General features: G+C 39.2%; 18 protein-coding genes. 1 reads left to right on the top strand and 17 read right to left on the bottom strand.

Annotation, left to right across the window (positions count from 1 at the left end; genetic code table 11):
- Positions 1 to 21: 21 nt before the first annotated feature.
- The 15 genes from I6L31_RS18510 to I6L31_RS15150 form a co-directional block, all read right to left on the bottom strand.
- On the bottom strand, positions 22 to 180 hold the full coding sequence (locus I6L31_RS18510) for a hypothetical protein (RefSeq protein WP_324097330.1): 159 nt from the start codon (positions 178 to 180) through the stop codon (positions 22 to 24).
- A gap of 157 nt (positions 181 to 337) precedes the next feature.
- Positions 338 to 1,288: a thioredoxin-disulfide reductase gene (gene trxB, locus I6L31_RS15215; protein WP_004699744.1), complete on the bottom strand. Its 951-nt coding sequence runs from the start codon at positions 1,286 to 1,288 to the stop codon at positions 338 to 340.
- Positions 1,289 to 1,306: 18 nt separating this feature from the next.
- Positions 1,307 to 2,011 carry an arsenical resistance protein ArsH gene (gene arsH, locus I6L31_RS15210; RefSeq protein ID WP_004699742.1) on the bottom strand — a complete coding sequence of 235 codons (705 nt, stop codon included), beginning with the start codon at positions 2,009 to 2,011 and terminating at the stop codon, positions 1,307 to 1,309.
- A 5-nt stretch (positions 2,012 to 2,016) separates the two neighbouring features.
- Positions 2,017 to 3,057: an ACR3 family arsenite efflux transporter gene (gene arsB / locus I6L31_RS15205; protein ID WP_004699740.1), complete on the bottom strand. Its 1,041-nt coding sequence runs from the start codon at positions 3,055 to 3,057 to the stop codon at positions 2,017 to 2,019.
- Between the two features lie 7 nt (positions 3,058 to 3,064).
- Positions 3,065 to 3,538, bottom strand: a complete 474-nt coding sequence (locus tag I6L31_RS15200; RefSeq protein WP_004699737.1) for an arsenate reductase ArsC — start codon at positions 3,536 to 3,538, stop codon at positions 3,065 to 3,067.
- 6 nt (positions 3,539 to 3,544) lie between these two features.
- Positions 3,545 to 3,865 (bottom strand): metalloregulator ArsR/SmtB family transcription factor, encoded by a 321-nt coding sequence (locus I6L31_RS15195; RefSeq protein WP_004699734.1) that lies wholly within the window; start codon positions 3,863 to 3,865, stop codon positions 3,545 to 3,547.
- Positions 3,866 to 3,924: 59 nt separating this feature from the next.
- A complete protein-coding gene (gene arsC / locus I6L31_RS15190; protein ID WP_004699732.1) occupies positions 3,925 to 4,359 on the bottom strand; it encodes an arsenate reductase (glutaredoxin) in 435 nt (144 codons plus the stop codon).
- A 146-nt stretch (positions 4,360 to 4,505) separates the two neighbouring features.
- On the bottom strand, positions 4,506 to 4,868 hold the full coding sequence (locus tag I6L31_RS15185) for a copper-binding protein (RefSeq protein ID WP_004699729.1): 363 nt from the start codon (positions 4,866 to 4,868) through the stop codon (positions 4,506 to 4,508).
- Between the two features lie 33 nt (positions 4,869 to 4,901).
- Positions 4,902 to 8,036 (bottom strand): efflux RND transporter permease subunit, encoded by a 3,135-nt coding sequence (locus tag I6L31_RS15180; RefSeq protein WP_004699728.1) that lies wholly within the window; start codon positions 8,034 to 8,036, stop codon positions 4,902 to 4,904.
- A 14-nt stretch (positions 8,037 to 8,050) separates the two neighbouring features.
- Entirely contained in the window at positions 8,051 to 9,541 is a 1,491-nt protein-coding gene (locus I6L31_RS15175) for an efflux RND transporter periplasmic adaptor subunit (RefSeq protein ID WP_004699726.1), read from the bottom strand.
- Positions 9,541 to 10,845: a TolC family protein gene (locus tag I6L31_RS15170; protein ID WP_004699724.1), complete on the bottom strand. Its 1,305-nt coding sequence runs from the start codon at positions 10,843 to 10,845 to the stop codon at positions 9,541 to 9,543. Before I6L31_RS15170 ends, I6L31_RS15175 begins: the two co-directional genes overlap by 1 nt.
- Before the next feature lie 80 nt (positions 10,846 to 10,925).
- Complete coding sequence (locus I6L31_RS15165; RefSeq protein ID WP_004699723.1) at positions 10,926 to 11,330, bottom strand: hypothetical protein; 405 nt, start codon at positions 11,328 to 11,330, stop codon at positions 10,926 to 10,928.
- A gap of 125 nt (positions 11,331 to 11,455) precedes the next feature.
- The gene (gene feoB, locus I6L31_RS15160; RefSeq protein WP_004699721.1) at positions 11,456 to 13,285 is read right to left on the bottom strand and encodes a ferrous iron transporter B; all 1,830 of its coding nucleotides are present in this window, start codon (positions 13,283 to 13,285) and stop codon (positions 11,456 to 11,458) included.
- The gene (locus I6L31_RS15155) at positions 13,275 to 13,532 is read right to left on the bottom strand and encodes a FeoA family protein (protein WP_004699719.1); all 258 of its coding nucleotides are present in this window, start codon (positions 13,530 to 13,532) and stop codon (positions 13,275 to 13,277) included. The genes feoB and I6L31_RS15155 overlap by 11 nt, the downstream gene beginning before the upstream one ends.
- Before the next feature lie 10 nt (positions 13,533 to 13,542).
- Positions 13,543 to 14,823, bottom strand: coding sequence for a cation transporter (locus tag I6L31_RS15150; RefSeq protein WP_004699717.1), 1,281 nt, complete (start codon positions 14,821 to 14,823; stop codon positions 13,543 to 13,545).
- A gap of 84 nt (positions 14,824 to 14,907) precedes the next feature.
- Here I6L31_RS15150 and cadR point away from each other — a divergent pair, with 84 nt between their 5' ends.
- Positions 14,908 to 15,312, top strand: a complete 405-nt coding sequence (gene cadR / locus I6L31_RS15145; protein WP_004699715.1) for a Cd(II)/Pb(II)-responsive transcriptional regulator — start codon at positions 14,908 to 14,910, stop codon at positions 15,310 to 15,312.
- Positions 15,313 to 15,361: 49 nt separating this feature from the next.
- Here the strand turns inward: cadR and I6L31_RS15140 are convergent, their stop codons facing one another.
- Positions 15,362 to 16,246, bottom strand: a complete 885-nt coding sequence (locus tag I6L31_RS15140) for a copper resistance protein B (protein ID WP_004801527.1) — start codon at positions 16,244 to 16,246, stop codon at positions 15,362 to 15,364.
- Positions 16,233 to 18,200, bottom strand: a complete 1,968-nt coding sequence (locus I6L31_RS15135) for a multicopper oxidase domain-containing protein (RefSeq protein WP_062846547.1) — start codon at positions 18,198 to 18,200, stop codon at positions 16,233 to 16,235. The genes I6L31_RS15140 and I6L31_RS15135 overlap by 14 nt, the downstream gene beginning before the upstream one ends.
- Positions 18,201 to 18,222: the final 22 nt, after the last annotated feature.

Genomic DNA, 18,222 nt, shown 5'->3' with positions numbered 1-18,222 from the left:
CCTGAAGCCATGTGGTACAGCTCAAAAAAGTACAATCCCAATTACAAAAACACTTAATATAAAAATAAGAGATAAAGGAATTTTATCTCTTATAAATCTGAATTTTAATTGCTCATCCATCCAACTAATTTGATGTTCCCAAAAGAATTTGTAATGAGCATACCAATTACTAAAAAGGATCTGCTTACTTATCCCACACTCGCTTTAAGTAAGCGAATCCGAAATAGAGAAACGCTGGCGTAACACTATAAGTAGCTAAATAAAAAAACAATATAGAAAATCTAACTCCACCCATGAGAGGTGGAGTTAGCTTGATTTATTTCAGTGAATGTATTGATTATTCTTGATTGTCTAAATACTTTTCAGCATCCAATGCTGCCATACAACCCGAACCAGCCGAGGTAATCGCTTGACGATAAATACTGTCTGCCACATCACCCGCAGCAAATACACCCTCGATAGATGTAGCTGTTGCATTACCCGTAGTTCCACTTTGGACTTGGATATAGCCATCACGTAGGTTCAATTGACTTTCAAACATTCCTGTATTGGGTTTATGTCCAATCGCAACAAACAAGCCTTGCACTTGAACATCTTGGATACTTGCATCTTGAGTGGATTTAATACGTACCGCCGTTACACCTGTGTTGTCACCTAAAACCTCATCAACTTGATGGTTCCAAATAATGCTGATTTTGCCCTCTTTTTCTTTGGCAAAAAGATGGTCTTGCAAAATCTTTTCAGAACGCAGACTGTCACGACGGTGTACCAGTGTCACATGTGCAGCGATATTTGACAGATATAAAGCTTCCTCAACCGCAGTGTTACCACCACCAACCACCATGACATTTTGGTTTTTATAGAAGAAACCATCACAGGTTGCACAGGCACTCACACCCTGCCCCATGAAAGCTGCCTCTGACTCAAGACCTAGATATTGAGCCGTTGCACCTGTTGCAATAATCAGTGCATCACAAGTATATTCACCCATGTCACCTTTGAGTACGAATGGGCGAGTTTTGAGATCCACCTCATTGATGTGATCATAGACCATTTCTGTACCAAAGCGTTCTGCATGCGCCTGCATACGCTCCATGAGTACAGGACCAGTTAAGCCCTCAGCATCGCCAACCCAATTATCAACTTCAGTCGTTGTTGTTAATTGCCCGCCTAATTGTAGTCCAGCAATCAATGTTGGTTTGAGGTTGGCACGAGCTGCATATACGGCTGCACTATAACCCGCAGGTCCCGAACCTAAAATAATTAAACGAGAATGTTGATTTTGCATTTAATTTTCTCCAGCATTCTACAAACTTCGCTGATTAACACGTTTTGATAATTCTTCAGCAGATTCTTTACGCTCAGAATAACGATCAGTTAAATACTGACTTTGCCCCCGTGTCAGCAAGGTGAATTTATACAGCTCTTCCATCACATCCACGATACGGTCGTAATACGATGATGCTTTCATTCGCCCATCTTCTTCAAACTCTAAAAATGCTTTTGGAATTGAAGACTGATTCGGAATCGTGATCATCCGCATCCAACGCCCTAAAATACGCATTTGATTGACACTATTGAAAGATTGCGAACCACCACTGACTTGCATTAGTGCCAGTGTTTTTCCTTGAGTGGCACGAATCGCACCACCTGCCAATGGAATCCAATCTATCTGTGACTTAAAGATCGAACTCATTGAACCGTGACGTTCAGGCGAACACCACACCATGCCCTCTGACCATGCCAAAAGCTCATGTAGTTCTTTTGCTTTTGGGTGTTCCATATCCGCATCTTCTGGCAAAGGTAGCCCTTTCGGATGAAAAATTTTAACCTCAGCACCAAACTGTTCCAAGATTCGACCTGCTTCCATCACGGCTAAACGACTATACGAACGCTCACGGTTAGAACCATATAACAACAAAATACGTGGCGCATGATCTAACGATTTAGCTTGAACTTTTTCCAAAGTTGGCTGTTCAAGTAGCTCCATATCAACATTAGGAAGATTCATTACAATTACACCGATTTAAAATACTTTTTTCTGAGCCATAGAGACACACTCACTAAAGCGATCAATACAGGTACTTCAACTAAAGGACCAATCACGGTGGTAAATGCCACAGGTGAAGCCAAACCAAAGGTTGCAATCGCTACAGCCAAAGCCAACTCAAAGTTATTACCAGCAGCCGTGAAAGAAATTGCTGTGGTTTTAGGATAGTCATTGCCCATCCATTTACTCATAAAGAAGCTGATGAAAAACATCACAATAAAATAAATCGTGAGTGGGATTGCGATACGCAGAACATCCAATGGTAAGCTCACTACATCACCACCTTTTAGGCTAAACATTGCCACGATGGTAAAAAGAAGTGCCAATAAACTGAGTGGGCTGATCTTGGGTAAAAAGACATTTTGATACCAATCTAAGCCTTTGGCTTTGACCAAAACCAAACGAGTCAAGAAACCAAGAAGAAATGGAATCCCCAAGTAAACCAACACCGCATGGGTAATCGTCCAGAAATCAACATTGATCACTTGCCCTGCAATACCGAAATAGGGTGGCAAGAATGTGAGGAACAGCCAAGCATAGGTACTAAAAAACAGAATCTGGAAAATACTATTGAATGCCACCAACGCTGCTACATATTGGTTATCACCACAGGCTAAACCATTCCACACCAAGACCATTGCAATACAGCGAGCCAAACCGATCAGGATCAAGCCTGTCATGTACTCTGGATAGCTATGTAAAAAAATAATTGCTAATGCAAACATTAATACAGGCGCAATCACCCAGTTCTGCACCAAAGACAAAGTTAAGGTTTTCTTGTCTTTAAACACTTGTGGCAAAGTAGCATAGTCCACTTTGGCTAAAGGTGGATACATCATCAGAATCAAACCAATCGCAATTGGAATATTGACGGAATCCACACTCATTTTGTCTAAAGTAACGGAAGCTTGCGGAAAGAACACACCTATCGCAATCCCCAATGCCATGGCGATAAAAATCCATAGAGTGAGGTTACGATCTAGAAAAGATAATCTTTGTTGAGCCATGATGTTCTCATTCAATATGCGAAATTTGATTGATTGCTGCAATCAAATCTGGGCGAGACATATGAGTTGTATCTAGTGCCAATAAAGCGTCTAAGCGGCGGTTGATATGATCAACAGTAACTTGGAATGCTTTTAATTTTTCTTCTTTCGGCAAATCTAAATGTGAAGGATCAGCCAAGCCCCAATGTGCCTTAATCGCTCCACCTAAATAAAGTGGACACGCTTCTTGAGCTGCTGAATCGCAAACAGTAATCACGACGTCAGGTTGATATTGTTCGCAGTCATCAATGGTTTTACTCCACAAACCATCTGTTGAGAGACCAAGATTTTCTAAAGTTTCTATAGTCAATGGATGTACTTGCCCTGATGGCTTACTACCTGCACTGTATGCTTTCCATCCTTCAGGCGCACGACTGTTAAAAAGGACTTCTGAGAGGATGCTACGGCAACTATTTCCAGTACACAAAAAAAGAAATTTCATATTCTATTACTCACAATAGCTATTTATTTGGATATTTTGGGAATCTTTATTTACTATGGTTTGACTGCTTACCAAAAGATTCAGAACGTCATGGCACCACATTGGTAATTGCGGATTAATGCTGTAATACACCCATTGGCTTTGTCTCCTGTCCTGTAAGAGACCAGAAGAACGCAATAACGCTAAATGCCTAGAAATCTTTGGCTGACTCAGTTGCAACTTTTCAGTCAAATCACAAACACATAATTCTTTATTCTCAGCGACTAAAGTCACGATATTTAGTCGAGTTTCATCTGATAAGCATTTAAAAAAATTAACTTGGTCCATTCTTAACTCCCATTCACTTATTTGGATATGCGGATAATCACATACAAAAAGTAAAATTTTTAATTCACTCGTTGACCATTTTCATCAATCACTTTTTCACCATCCTCTTTCGTAAAGGCACCCTTCTGAGGTAATGGTAGAATATCTAAGACAACTTCAGAAGGACGGCTTAAGCGAGTGCCTAATTCAGTAACAACAAATGGTCGATTAATCAATATTGGATGATCAAGCATAAAACTAAGTAACTGCTCATCACTCAAATCACTACGATCAAGGTCTAAATCCCGATAAGGATCTACATTCTGGCGAATGGCCTCTCTTACTGTTAATTTTGCATCCTGAATCAATTTAACTAATTCGTCATGACTAGGTGGTGTAATGAGATATTCAATCACAGTTGGCTCAATCCCTGTATTACGGATCAAAGCCAAAGTGTTGCGAGATGTCCCACAAGCTGGGTTGTGATAAATCGTCACAGTTGATGAAGTTGTCATCGAATTGAGCTCTTTTGATAATTTATAATATCTTTATATTCGAATTACCATATATATGCAATACCATATGTTTTGTTTTTTATTAGAGAATAAGGCTCTTTTGAAAAGAACCTCATTACTATCAAAATTCTATCTACTAAATCATCCTATTTTTTTAACTTAGCAGCTACGACTGTGTATGTTTCTCCCTCAGCCTTTAATTCAAAATCAACTTTTTGCCCTACTGCAAGCCCATTCAATAATGCAGGATCAGCAACTTTAAAGCCCATGGTCATCGCAGGCCATTTAATCGCAGGAATTGCCTCATGATCGAGTGTCAAAATATTTTCTTTCGTATCAATAGCCGTAATCACTCCAACTGCTTGAGTTGTCGTTGCTGTAGATGATTCTTTACTCATCTGCTCCATAGGCGCTTCCGCTTTCTTTTGCTCTGACGCCTCATTTTTACTACATGCACTTAACGCAGTAACAGTGGCAACAAGAGCGACAATTTTAATAAATTTAAACATAATAAAACCTCTTTGAACGAAATAAGAAAACTATCAAGATTTTGATAGTTTTCTTTTGATTAAAAGCTGATATGCAGCGGGAATAACAAACATTGATAAAAGTGGAGCTGAAATCATGCCCCCAACCATAGGTAAAGCAATACGACTCATCAATTCAGAGCCCGTTCCAGTTCCTAAAAGGATAGGAATCAAACCCGCCAGAATGACAGCTACAGTCATCGCTTTAGGGCGAACCCGTAGTACTGCCCCTGTACGAAGGGCATCATTGAGTTGCTGCTCAGTTAAAGATGATAAATTTTGTTGAGCATGTTCTATCGCCTGCTTTAAATAAAACAACATGACCACTCCAAACTCTGCGGCAACACCGGCAAGTGCAATAAAGCCTACTGCAATGGCAATTGAGAAATTATAACCACTGAAATACATTGCCCAAATACCACCAATTAAAGCGAATGGTAGAGTCAGCATAATCAGAGCAGCATCTTGTACTTGTCTAAAAATCAGATACAGCAATAGAAAAATGATCATCAAAGTGATTGGTATTACTACCTTTAGGCGAGCATTTGCTCTTTCCATAAATTCAAATTGACCTGAATAACTAATACTCATACCCGCAGAGCGTTTCACTTGTTGGTCAATAGACTGTTTCAAATCCCGAACAACGGAGGCTAAATCACGTCCTTGTACATCAACATAGACCCAACCACTTGGACGAGCATTCTCACTTTTTAACATCGGAGGACCATCTGTGATTTGAATGTTGGCAACACTACTCAAAACAATTTGCTGACCTGATTCAGTCAGAATTGGTAAATTTCTTAATGCCTCAAGTGAATCTCGAATTTCTCGCGGATAACGTACATTAATAGGATACCTTGCTAACCCTTCAACAGTTTCACCAATATTTTCCCCACCAATTGCTGATGACACAATTTGCTGTACATCGGTGATATTGAGACCATAGCGTGCAGCTTCCATTCGATTAATATCGATATCAACATATCGCCCACCAGTGAGTCGTTCAGCTAAAGCTGAGCTAACACCGGGCACTTTTTTGGCAACCTGTTCAATTTGTTGTGCTACCCGATCAATATCTTGCAAATCATTTGCTGAAATCTTGATCCCGATTGGGCTTTTAACCCCGGTCGCCAACATATCAATTCTGTTACGAATAGGCGGCACCCAGATATTTGTTAAACCCGGTACTTGAACAGCTTTATCCAGTTCTTTTATCAACTTATCTGGTGTCATACCTGAACGCCATTCAGATCGTGGTTTAAACTGAATCGTGGTTTCAAACATTTCTAAAGGTGCAGGATCTGTAGCCGACTCTGCTCGCCCAGCTTTACCAAATACAGTGGCAACCTCTGGAACAGTTTTAATCATTCGATCAGTCTGTTGAAGTAATTCAGAAGCTTTTGCTGCGGACAATCCCGGTAAAGCTGAAGGCATATACAGTAAATCACCTTCATCCATATTAGGCAGGAACTCTCCACCTAATTGCGTTAAAGGAAAAAGACTGATAAGAAAAATGAGTAACGCACCTAATAACGTTGTCTTTGGATAAGCTAAGACTTTATCTAACATAGGACGGTATATTTTGATGAGAAAACGGTTTAATGGATTCCGTTGTTCAGATGGTAACTTCCCGCGAATCCAGTATCCCATCAAAACTGGAATCAATGTAATAGATAGCCCCGCAGCAGCAGCCATGGCATAAGTTTTAGTAAATGCCAATGGAGAGAACAATCGTCCTTCTTGTGCTTGCAAAGTAAAAATGGGAATAAAGGATAAAGTAATGATGAGTAAACAGAAAAATAAAGCAGGCCCAACCTCACTGGCAGAACGTGTAATGATGTCCCAACGCTCTTGTATTTCTAAAACTCGATCAGGATGTTCATGTTGCCAAGCTTCGATATGCTTATGTGCATTTTCGACCATAACCACAGATGCATCAACCATAGCACCAATCGCGATTGCAATCCCACCCAATGACATGATATTGGCATTTAGTCCCTGATAATACATCAATAAAAAGGCTGACAAGATTCCCAAAGGCAAAGAAACAATCGCAACCATTGCTGAACGTAAATGCCAGAGGAATAGCCCACAAACCAAAGCCACTACAATAAACTCTTCAATTAATTTATGGCTGAGATTCTCTACCGCCCGATCAATCAATTGACTGCGGTCATACACAGAAACAACTTGTACACCTTTCGGTAGACTTTGTTGTAATTCAGCAAGTTTTTCTTTTACAGCAGTAATGGTTTCACGTGCATTTTTACCAGCACGTAAAATCACAACACCTCCAACAGTTTCCCCTTGTCCATTGAGTTCAGTAATTCCACGACGCATTTCAGGACCGAGTTGAATCGTTGCAACATCTCCAAGAGTGATTGGAACACCTAAATCGTTTGTACGTAACGGAATCTGCCGAAAATCTTCTAATGTTTTTAAATAACCTGAAGCTCTCACCATATATTCAGTTTCAGCCATTTCTAGGACTGAACCGCCAGTTTCCTGATTTGCCTTTTGAATTGCTTCAATTATGCTTCGCTGAGTTATACCGAATGCTGCCATTTTGGTTGGGTCTAAAACAACTTGATATTGTTTAACCATCCCCCCAATTGTGGCGACCTCAGCCACATTTGGTACTGTCTTCAGTTCATACTTCAAAAACCAATCTTGTATGCTTCGCAGTTGTGAGAGATCATGTTGCCCTGTTGGATCAACCAAAGCATATTCGTAGATCCAACCAACACCTGTAGCATCTGGTCCTAATGAAGATTTTGCATTTGCAGGCATTCTTTCTTGTATTTGATTGAGATATTCCAATACACGAGAACGTGCCCAATAAAGATCAGTATGTTCATCAAAAATGACATAAACAAACGAATCACCAAAAAAAGAATAGCCCCGAACAGCTTTAACACCGGGTACTGATAACATGGTCGTTGTTAAAGGATAAGTCACCTGATTTTCAACAATTTGTGGTGCTTGACCGGGAAAATTAGTTCGCACAATCACTTGTACATCAGACAGATCTGGCAAAGCATCAACCGGAGTATTCTTGACAGCCCAAGTTCCCCAAACGGCAAGAACTACAGCAGCTAATAAGACAAATACTCGATTTGTAATTGAAAAACGAATAATACGGGCGATCATAATGGTTCTCCCGTTTAGTTCTGCATAGATGTCATAGACATCTTGGAAATGTCAGAAATAACATAAGCATCCCCAACACGTGTAAAACGAAAACTGACCTGCTCGCCTTGCTGAATTTGGGTAAATGGTTGTACTGGTTGTTTAAAGCTCATGGTCATAGCCCCCCACCCCAATTCAGCAATTGCATGATGTGAAATGGTAATGTCTTGAGCTGTAACTTTTTCCACTTTACCAATGCCTTGGTATATTGATGCCTTAGTCACTTGAGATGATGTAATCGATTGTCCAGTGTTCAGCTTATCCAGTACACCCTGTAAATTGGCCTCAGAATCAATTAGGAATTGTCCCGAAATCACGATTTTCTGACCAGCGTTCAAACCCTGTAGAATTGCTATTTTATTTCCGTCACTCTGTCCTAACTGTACAACAACAGGTTCGAAACGCCCTTTTTCATGTGCGACAATAATAATATTACGAGTACCTGTACGTATAACAGCTTGCTCTGGCACAACTAAACTGCTTTGAGGATTGTTGGAAAATTTGACAGAAGCAAACATTCCGGGCTTGAGTTGCCCCTCTCTATTGGGTAACTCAATACGAACTTTTATGGTTCTGCTTGTAGTATCTAATGTCGGTAAAATATCAATGACTTTGCCAGACACTTTTTGAGGGTACGCAGCAAAAGTTGCTTCGATTTTATCTCCTCGCTTTATCCCAGCAATTTGCGTTTCAGGCACTGCTGCTTCTAACCAAATTGGATTCACGCCTTTAATGGTGGCAAGTGTTTGCCCCATAGCTAAAGCCATTCCACTACGAACTTCTAGTGAGTCAATGAATCCACTCAAAGGAGCACTCAAAGTCATATTAGACTGTACTTGATGTGTCCGTTCGACTTGATGGATCACATTTGGTGGGATTCCCAGAAGCTGTAGGCGTTGTCGACTTGCTTGAATAAGAGAACGGTCTCCTATTTTAAGTACTGCCAAAAACTCAGTCTGTTCCCCAGTCCACTCAGGGATTGAAATATCAGCAATCGGACTCCCTTGAGTCACTATATCCCCGACTGCATGGCCATAAACACGCTGAACAAAACCACTTGCTCGTGTTTGCAGAATTGCTACCTGTCGTTCATTCGCTTGTAATATGCCATTGGTTAACAAGGTATTGCCCATTACAGCCTGTTCGACTGTGGCATAACGAATGGCTAGATTTTGTTGAAGAGCTGGATCAATCTTTACTCCTGCACTTTCAGTTATTCCAGAAGTACTTTCATCCGCATACTTAGGGACTAACTGCATATCCATAAAAGGGGATTTCCCTGGCTTATCAAAATGCTGTTCTGGTTTCATTGGATCGTACCAGTACAACACTTTAGCAGTTGCCTGATCACTTACAGTTTGCTTTTCATCATTTTGATGCGCATACCAATATCCAATCCCACTACCGACTCCCAAGCTGCCCACAATCAAGCCAGCAATTACAAATGCCAATTTATTTTTTAACATTATCTTGACTCCTCAGCATGGTTTAAGGTGGGTTCTACAAAAGAAAAATAGAGCTGGGCTTTGATAATTGCTTGCTGTTGTTGTAAATCGATGAGACGTAATCGCTGATTTAGTAATGCTTGTCGTGTCTCAATGACATCTGACAAATTGGCTTTACCAGCCTGATAACTTGCTAACTGTAAAGTTACTTTTTCTTTAGCCAAAGGAAGTGTACTTTGAACGGTACGTTGGATTTGTCTTTCAAGAGCTTTTAAATCCGATAGCCCCTCATCTAACATGGTGAGATGGTCGCGGTATTTTATCTCCTGATCTGCTGTAATCCGATTTTGTTCAGCTAATGCTGCCTGAATGAGCGGACCACTACGTTTTTTTGAAAATATTGGTAGTTCTGTTGTCAGTTGTACACCAATCATATCTCCAAATTCAGGAGCACGATGCTGATAGGCAAGCTCAATACCCCAATCTGGTTTTTGAAGGGCTTGGGCTTGCTTAAGCTTTGCTTCAACAGTTTGCTTTTCTGCTTGGAATGCTTTTAGTTCAGGGTGTTGATGCAGATGATGATATAAACGTGATGTATCAAAATTAATTATAGGTTCTTGGGTAGGCAAACTTTCTATTTCAGTTGTACCACTAGAATCCTCACTGATTAATCGGTGTAATTCTAGTTTTGCCTTATTTATATCTCGAAGCAAATCATCTTTTTGATCAAGCAAAATAGTTTTGTCCAGCCTAGGGGAAATTGTATTAGCAACCATGGTTCGACCAGACGCAACCTGTGTTTGTGTAATCTGGGATAGCAATCCATTTTCTGAAAGAAGGTCATCATATAACGCCAGTTTACGCTCAAGATAAAAACGTTTAAGCCATGCCGATGCTACTTTTTGACGTAACTCAATTCGCAGAATTTCTGTTTGAGCATTTGCTGAACCCAATTCAGCTTTTGCTAATTCAACTTCAGCTAATCTTTTGGCACGATTTGGAAAATCTTGCATGATGCCAATCTTTTGCATCGTCATCCCCTCTTGTGTGACAGACCATGCAGCATCACCTGATACAGGGTAATTATCGAGACCCACAAATAGTTTAGGATTGGGCAAAATACCTGAAGCTGAAACTATATTCTCAGCACCTTCAATCTGAGCACTATTAGCTCTTAGAGCAGGCGCATATCGCTCAGCAAGCTTCAATGCTGTATCCAAAGTCAGTGGCTGGGCATAAGCATGTCCATAACTCAAGAAAAAACAGATCGTCGCAATCGAGCATCCACCCCATTTTAGGGACAGCTTTCCTTTATTAAAGTTCATATTTTTAGCTCTAAAATGATGTACACGCGCACGTGCAGAACACCCATAGAAAACTCTATGAATGATGAAGAATCATCAAATTAGTTAAAGCGTGGGGGTTTCCATAAATTGGAAAGATCAGATGAGATGAAATTTTGATTTAATGGAGAAAAAGTAGACTGTTCCGCAGGTAAAAAAATCATCGACTGCAAAACATCCAGCGCTGTAGATGTATATGCAATTTTAGAAAATGACATAATACAATCTTGCTTAGACATACATGATGGATCATGTAATTGCTTCTTAATCTTTACCTCAGCTTTCATACAATCCATGTGCATAGCACTTGCTTTTTCATGATCTTCAGAATTCATCATTTGCATGGATTGTGTATCTTGAGATGACATTAAACATGGGCTATGTACAGATGCAGCAGCTGCTGCCGATCCTACAATTAGGATAGCAAAAGATAAAAACAGCGATAAGCATGTCCTTAACAAGTGCATAACATCAAGACCAAAATTTAACCTTTTTAGTTTTACAGATTATCCTGTAAATAACAATCCTATAATTAATTAAACTAATTCATTAAACAGCGGTTGTTGGTTTATATCAACAACCGCCTTCTAAATTAAAACCGACTTATAACTTGATAAGTTATAAAGGAAAATAAATAAGCCAATGAAAAGAGATATACAGCCATTACGACTGGTTGTTTCCAACTCCCTGTTTCTCTTCGAATGGTCGCTAGTGTTGCTAAACAATGCGGGGCAAAGATAAACCAAACTAACAATGACATACCTGTCGCTAGCCCCCATCCATCCGGACCAGATATTTGAGATAATAAAGTCTGGGTAACTGCATCTTCATCACCAGACATTGCATAGATCACCCCTAACGCAGCAATAATCACTTCACGAGCTGCCATTGCAGGAATCAAAGCAATACAAATTTCCCAAGTAAATCCAATCGGAGCAAATATTGGATGGATTAGATGCCCTAACTGTCCAGCAATACTATAATTGATTGGTGGCATTGTTGGATTATCAGGTGGTAAAGGGAACGTTACCAAGAACCATAATAAAATAGAAAGTGCGACAATAATTCCACCAACTCTTTTTAAGAATATAGTTGCTCTATCATAAAGCCCCAAAGCTACATTTCGAACATCTGGAATACGGTATGTAGGTAATTCAAAAATGAAAATACTTTCAGTTTTATCTTTTCTGACTAATTTCAGGAATAAAGAAACCAATAAAGCGGATACGATTCCTGACATGTAAAGCCCGAACAGAACTAGACCTTGTAAACTGAGCCAACCATAAACCAACTTGTTTGGAATGAATGCAGCGATCAGCAAAGCATATACAGGTAGTCGTGCAGAACACGTCATTAAAGGTGCAATCATAATCGTTGCTAAACGATCTCTTTCAGAGCTAATACTTCTAGTCGCCATGACTCCGGGAATTGCACAAGCAAAGCTCGAAAGTAGTGGAATAAATGAACGCCCACTTAAACCAGCTTTAGACATCAGCTTATCTAACAAAAAAGCAGCTCTAGGTAAGTATCCCGATTCTTCTAAAATTAAAATAAAGAAAAATAAGATCAGAATTTGAGGCATGTACGCGAGTACACTACCAGCACCTGCAATTACACCATCAACGACCAAACTTCTTAAAAGTGGATGAGTAATCAGAGGTCCTATCGCCCCACCAAACCATGAAATCGAATCCTCAACAAAGGAAATTAACGGTTGAGCCCAAATAAAGACAGCCTGAAACATTACAAACATGGTAAAGGTCAATATTAATAATCCAAAAACTGGATGTAAGAATATTTTGTCCAAGAAAGCCGTTCGTTTATCACCATTATCATTTTTCAAGATGACTTGTTTTGTAATATATTTGATTTGGTCAAAGTGACTCAGATCAGAATGATAAGGGGCAACAAACAAATTCTTTTGATCCAATTGGGTCAATAGCCCCTGAATGCCTTTTGTTTTTACAGCTACTGACTCAACAACAGGAATACCTAAAAGCTGAGATAGCTTCGTTGTATCAATTGAAATCCCACGCTTTCTAACCTCATCCATCATGTTAAGAACAAGTAACATTGGTCTGTTTAAAGCCCTGACTTCAAGTACAAGACTTAAATGAAGATGAAGATTCGTAGCATCGACAACACATACAAAAATATCAGGTATAACTTCGCCTTTTAATTCACCAAAGCATACTGCTCTAGTTACCTCCTCATCTAAACTGCTCGGTTTTAAACTATAAGTCCCAGGCAAATCCAATACTCGAACGGTATCACCAGATGGCAGTTTAAAAAATCCCTCTTTCCGTTCTACCGTTACCCCAGCATAATTTGCAACTTTTTGACGAGTCCCTGTGAGGGTGTTAAAAAGTGATGTTTTACCGCAATTAGGATTACCAACAAGTGCAATATTTTTAGTGTCCATTGGTAATCTCTACAAAAATTCGTTCTGCTTCATTTTTTCTTAAGGCGAAACGTGAGGTTTCGATTTGAACCAACACAGGATCACCACCAAAAAGCCCTTTCGCAAGCACTTGTAAGGATTCACCTACTCTAAAGCCCAGCAGTTCTAAACGCTCCAGAACAGGATCATTTTTATCTTGATACTGTTCACCCTTTTTAAGATCAATGATTTTTACAGTCTGGTCTTGCTTTACTTGAAATAAATTCATTGTCAGCACCCTACTTCAACGCCAAAATTTTTCGAGCGCCATTCAGTACAAACAGTGAAACAAGAATACCAATAATCAAATCTGGGTAAGCTGAACCAGTCCATGCAACAAGTACACCTGCTAAAATAACCCCCATATTTACTATTACGTCATTAGCTGAAAAGATCCAACTCGCTTTCATATGGGCTCCGCCATCTCTATGCCCAGAAATGAGATACAAGCACGTCACATTGGCAATAAGTGCTAAGAAGCCAATAATGATCATCAAATCTGACTCTGGTTCACTACCGAACATGAAACGTCTGACAACATCAATAATAACGATCAAAGCTAATAAAAGTTGAATCCATCCTGCAAAATGAGCTGCTTTTAATTGGTATTTAGCCGCTTTCCCTACCGCGTAAAGTGCTATACCGTAAACGGCCGCATCAGCAAACATATCAAGAGAGTCCGCAATGAGCCCCGTCGATGCGGCAATAATTCCACTTATGAACTCAATAAAAAAAAGAACACCATTAATCGCTAGTAATAATTTAAGGACTTTCGCCTGCTTAGTCGGATCTGGTGTTTCAGGCAATTCCCCAGTGGCTTTTACTGTTTCCACGAGCTTTGCACCAAAACCTAGGGCTTCAAGTTTTGTGGTAATTTCATTAATCCCATTGGTATGGAAAACAACTAACTGTCTTTGCGCCAAATCAAAAGATAAACCTTTAACTTCATGCAAGGGAGAAAGTGCCATTCTTACCATTTGCTCTTCTGCCGAACAATCCATCTTCGGAATCAGAAAAGTACTAGCTTCTTGTGCTTGTTCTTTATTTTCATAAGCTTCAGTTTTATTTAATTTTGCCCCAAATCCAAGAGCTTCAAGTTTTGCAGTGATTTCATTACTTTCACCATTATGCAGAACTTTTAGGTTTCGGTTCGGCAAATCAAAAACCAAGCTCTTAACATCTACCAATGAAGATAAAGTCATCCGAACCATTTGTTCCTCTGCGGAACAATCCATTTTCGGGATGCTATAGTCACTGATGAAAGTCGCTGTATCTTCACTCCCCCTAATCTTTTCAGGTGAAGTTATCGAATCCGAACCACAGCATGAATTCGACTGCTTACTACCGCATGAATCTTTTTCATCAGGGTTAGGTTCTTGCTGTACCTCATTATCGCAACAAGAACTTTCACTTTCTTCTGTAGCTAAATCTTTAATTTTACAAGAATCTGTTTTTGATTCATTTTGTTTTTGCTTAGTGTCTTCACAAGAACTTTCTTGATTACAACCGCAACCACTCATTGATGTGCCTATAGTCATATCTTCACGTATTGCATATTAAAATCCCTATAGCTACTATAGAGTCAATAGATCAGGTGACTTGAAATGAACTTAAAAATTGGTGAATTATCTCAGCTATCCGGTTGCCCTGTTGTTACAATACGGTTTTATGAAAAAGAAGCTTTATTACTAGCCCCTAATCGTTCGGAAGCTAATTATCGACTTTATAACAAAGACCACTTAGAGCGACTTCTATTTATTCTTAATTGCCGAACTTTGAATATGAGCTTGGACGAAATAAAAATTTTATTAGCATACAAAGACAAACCTTGTGGAAACTGTAGTTCTATTAACATCTTAGTTGATAAACATATTCATCAATTAGAGCAGAATATCCAAAAACAGATTCAGCTTAAGCAACAACTTTCTGATTTAAGAAGCAAATGCTCTGGTTTTTTGGAAATTAACTCTTGTAAAGTACTTGAAGGGTTATCCGTAAGTTTAAAATAATTAAGAATGAATAATGGAATATCACCATTATTCATTCTTAATAAAATATTTAGAAAACTAATTCAATACCTGCCCCGTATAACCACCCCTTTTCAGAATTTGTAGCTTCTTGAAAAGTTGTTAATTTCTGTCCTTTTTCATATTGATAAGCGACATCAACAAATGGTCTTATACGCTTATTAATCTCGTAACGAGTTTTTAGACCTGTCTTTAACTCAGACAAACCTGACTTTGTAGCAAAATCAGAATTATCATTAAACACAATATCTGCTGCAATATATGGCTGAGTAATTAGCTTTTGAGTGAGTAATAGATCTCGATCAAACTCAAAACTGGCTCCCCAAAAATTATTTTCACCACCATAAAGGTAGGCTTTTGTCTCAAAGAAATAAGGTGCAAGGCCTAATAATCCAATAACGCCATCAATGCGATTACTATTACGGTTATTTTTGTCCTCACTATACCTTACCCCAGCTTGTACATCCCAAAATGGTGCAACATTTCTACTGTAAAGAGCTGATACATCATATTTGGGATCATTACTCTCCGCTTTATTCATATTAGCTTCAACAAACATTCGATTTTCATCTGTTCCAATCAATGCCTCGAAACTCGAACCTAAGCTGCCCTTTCCATCTTTATCAACTATCCACTCATTGGAAAATTTAGTTGTCTGATAAATTTGCCCACCATGCTCGTTCATATGATTTTGGCTAAAAGCTAAAGTTTCAGACCCTTTGCTGTTTGAAGACTTTTGATCAGTATTACGTTCAACATAGCCTAATCCGCCTGATTCGCGTAAAAGCACACTCATACTTGACGTACTCTTATTTAGATTTTCAGTCGAATTATCATTCGCAAATGCCATACCCGCTAAGCCAATTAAAGCAACAGATAAAATTGTTTTTGAATATAACTGTTTAGTGATGTGCATGTTGATTCACTCCCTCATGGCTAGTTTGAGGTTGGGCAACGATACTTTTCGTATCATCATCATTGCTATCTACATTTGCCACAATGAGTTTGTTCATCATTCCAGCTGCCATGTGATATAACAAATGGCAGTGGATAGCCCATTCACCCAATTCATCAGCAGTAAGTAAAGTTGTAACTGTTTTCCCCGGTGGCACAATGATCGTGTGTTTATTTGGCATATTACTTGGATCTTGACCATTTTCAAGCTGCATAAACATACCGTGCAAGTGCATTGGGTGAGCCATCATACTGTCATTCACAAATTTCAAGCGTATACGTTCCCCGTATTTCACTTTGAATGGTTCTGTTTCATTAAACTTCTTACCATTAATTGTCCAAATATAGCGCTCCATGTTCCCACCAAGACGGATTTCCATTTCACGTTCAGGGGCACGAGTATCTGGTTGAGGCTTTAAAGATTGTAAGTCACTATATTGAAGTGCTTTTTGACCAACAGGTGTTGAAGCATTTGCCCAGCCATATACAACATCACCATTCTTTTCTTGTGTAGGTGCATTAGATGTAGTCATTTGCATGCCATGGTTCATACCTGACATAGATTGATCTTTTGAGCTGTCTGTCATAGACGACATATCGTGATCCATGCCTTTCATTGAAGACATGTCATGGTTCATTCCAGACATTGACTGATCTTTTGAGCTGTCTGTCATAGACGACATATCGTGATCCATGCCTTTCATTGAAGACATGTCATGGTTCATTCCAGACATTGACTGATCTTTTGAGCTGTCTGTCATAGGCGACATATCATGATCCATGCCTTTCATTGAAGACATGTCGTGATTCATGCCCGCCATAGAAGACATATCATGCCCCATCCCCATATCTTCCATAGTTAATAAAGAACGAGGACGTGACTTCGGCATTTTGATTTGATTTATTGGAGGAGTATTCTCATCATGTAAGGAACCAACTGAAAAACCACTCCTATCAATTGATTCTGCTTCAATTTGATAATTTGATTGTTTGGGTTCTACAATAACATCATACGTTTCAGCCGTCCCTATTCTGAATTCATCAACCGGAACAGGTTTCACTGGTTGCCCATCTGCACTGACTACCGTCATTTTCAAGTTAGGGATTCTGACGTCAAAGAATGACATTGCTGAGGCATTAATAAACCGAAGACGTACTTTTTCACCCGTCTTAAAATTACCAGTCCAATTTTGTTCTGGAGTCTTACCATTCATCAAAAAAGTATATTTTGTCACATCAGACATATCTGTCTTGAGCATTCGCATCTGGTTCCACATCGAACGGTCTTGCCATGTTGCTTTTAAACCATCTTTTTTAATTTGTTTAAAAACATCAAAAACAGTTTCACGACGGTTCTGATAATAGTCAGCTTCTTTCTTTAGATTATTCATGATTTTATCACTAGTTGAATCATGAAAATCTGAAAGTAATACGACATAATCCTTATCTGTTTTCTCAGCTACAGTTAAAGGTGTCCTATTTTTGGGGTAAATGACTAACGGACCATACAAGCCCTCTTGTTCTTGACCTTTACTATGCGAATGATACCAATAGGTACCATTTTGGCGTACCTTAAACTTATATTCGTAGGTCTTATTAGGGGCAATACCGTCAAACTGATTAAATCCGGGTACGCCATCCATGATGCCCGGTAGAATTAACCCGTGCCAATGAATAGAAGAATCTTGTTTTTTTAGCTTGTTATGGACACGAATAATAGCATCATCACCTTCCTCAAACTCAAGAAGAGGTGCAACAAATTTCCCATTAACCGTAATTCGTTTTAAAGGCTTACCTGTGATATTCACCGTTTGCTCAGCGATTGTTAAATCATATTCTTTAACTGCTGCCACAACCCAAGTTGATGAAAATAAACCGACTCCTATTAAAAGGACATGCGTTAATTTTGTAGACATTTATTTCACCTATCTAATATAA

The sequence above is a fragment of the Acinetobacter septicus genome (assembly GCF_019355975.1).
GTDB lineage: Bacteria > Pseudomonadota > Gammaproteobacteria > Pseudomonadales > Moraxellaceae > Acinetobacter > Acinetobacter ursingii.
The sequence above is the reverse complement of the archived record's forward strand: the minus strand, read 5'-3'. Positions and strand labels throughout refer to the sequence as shown.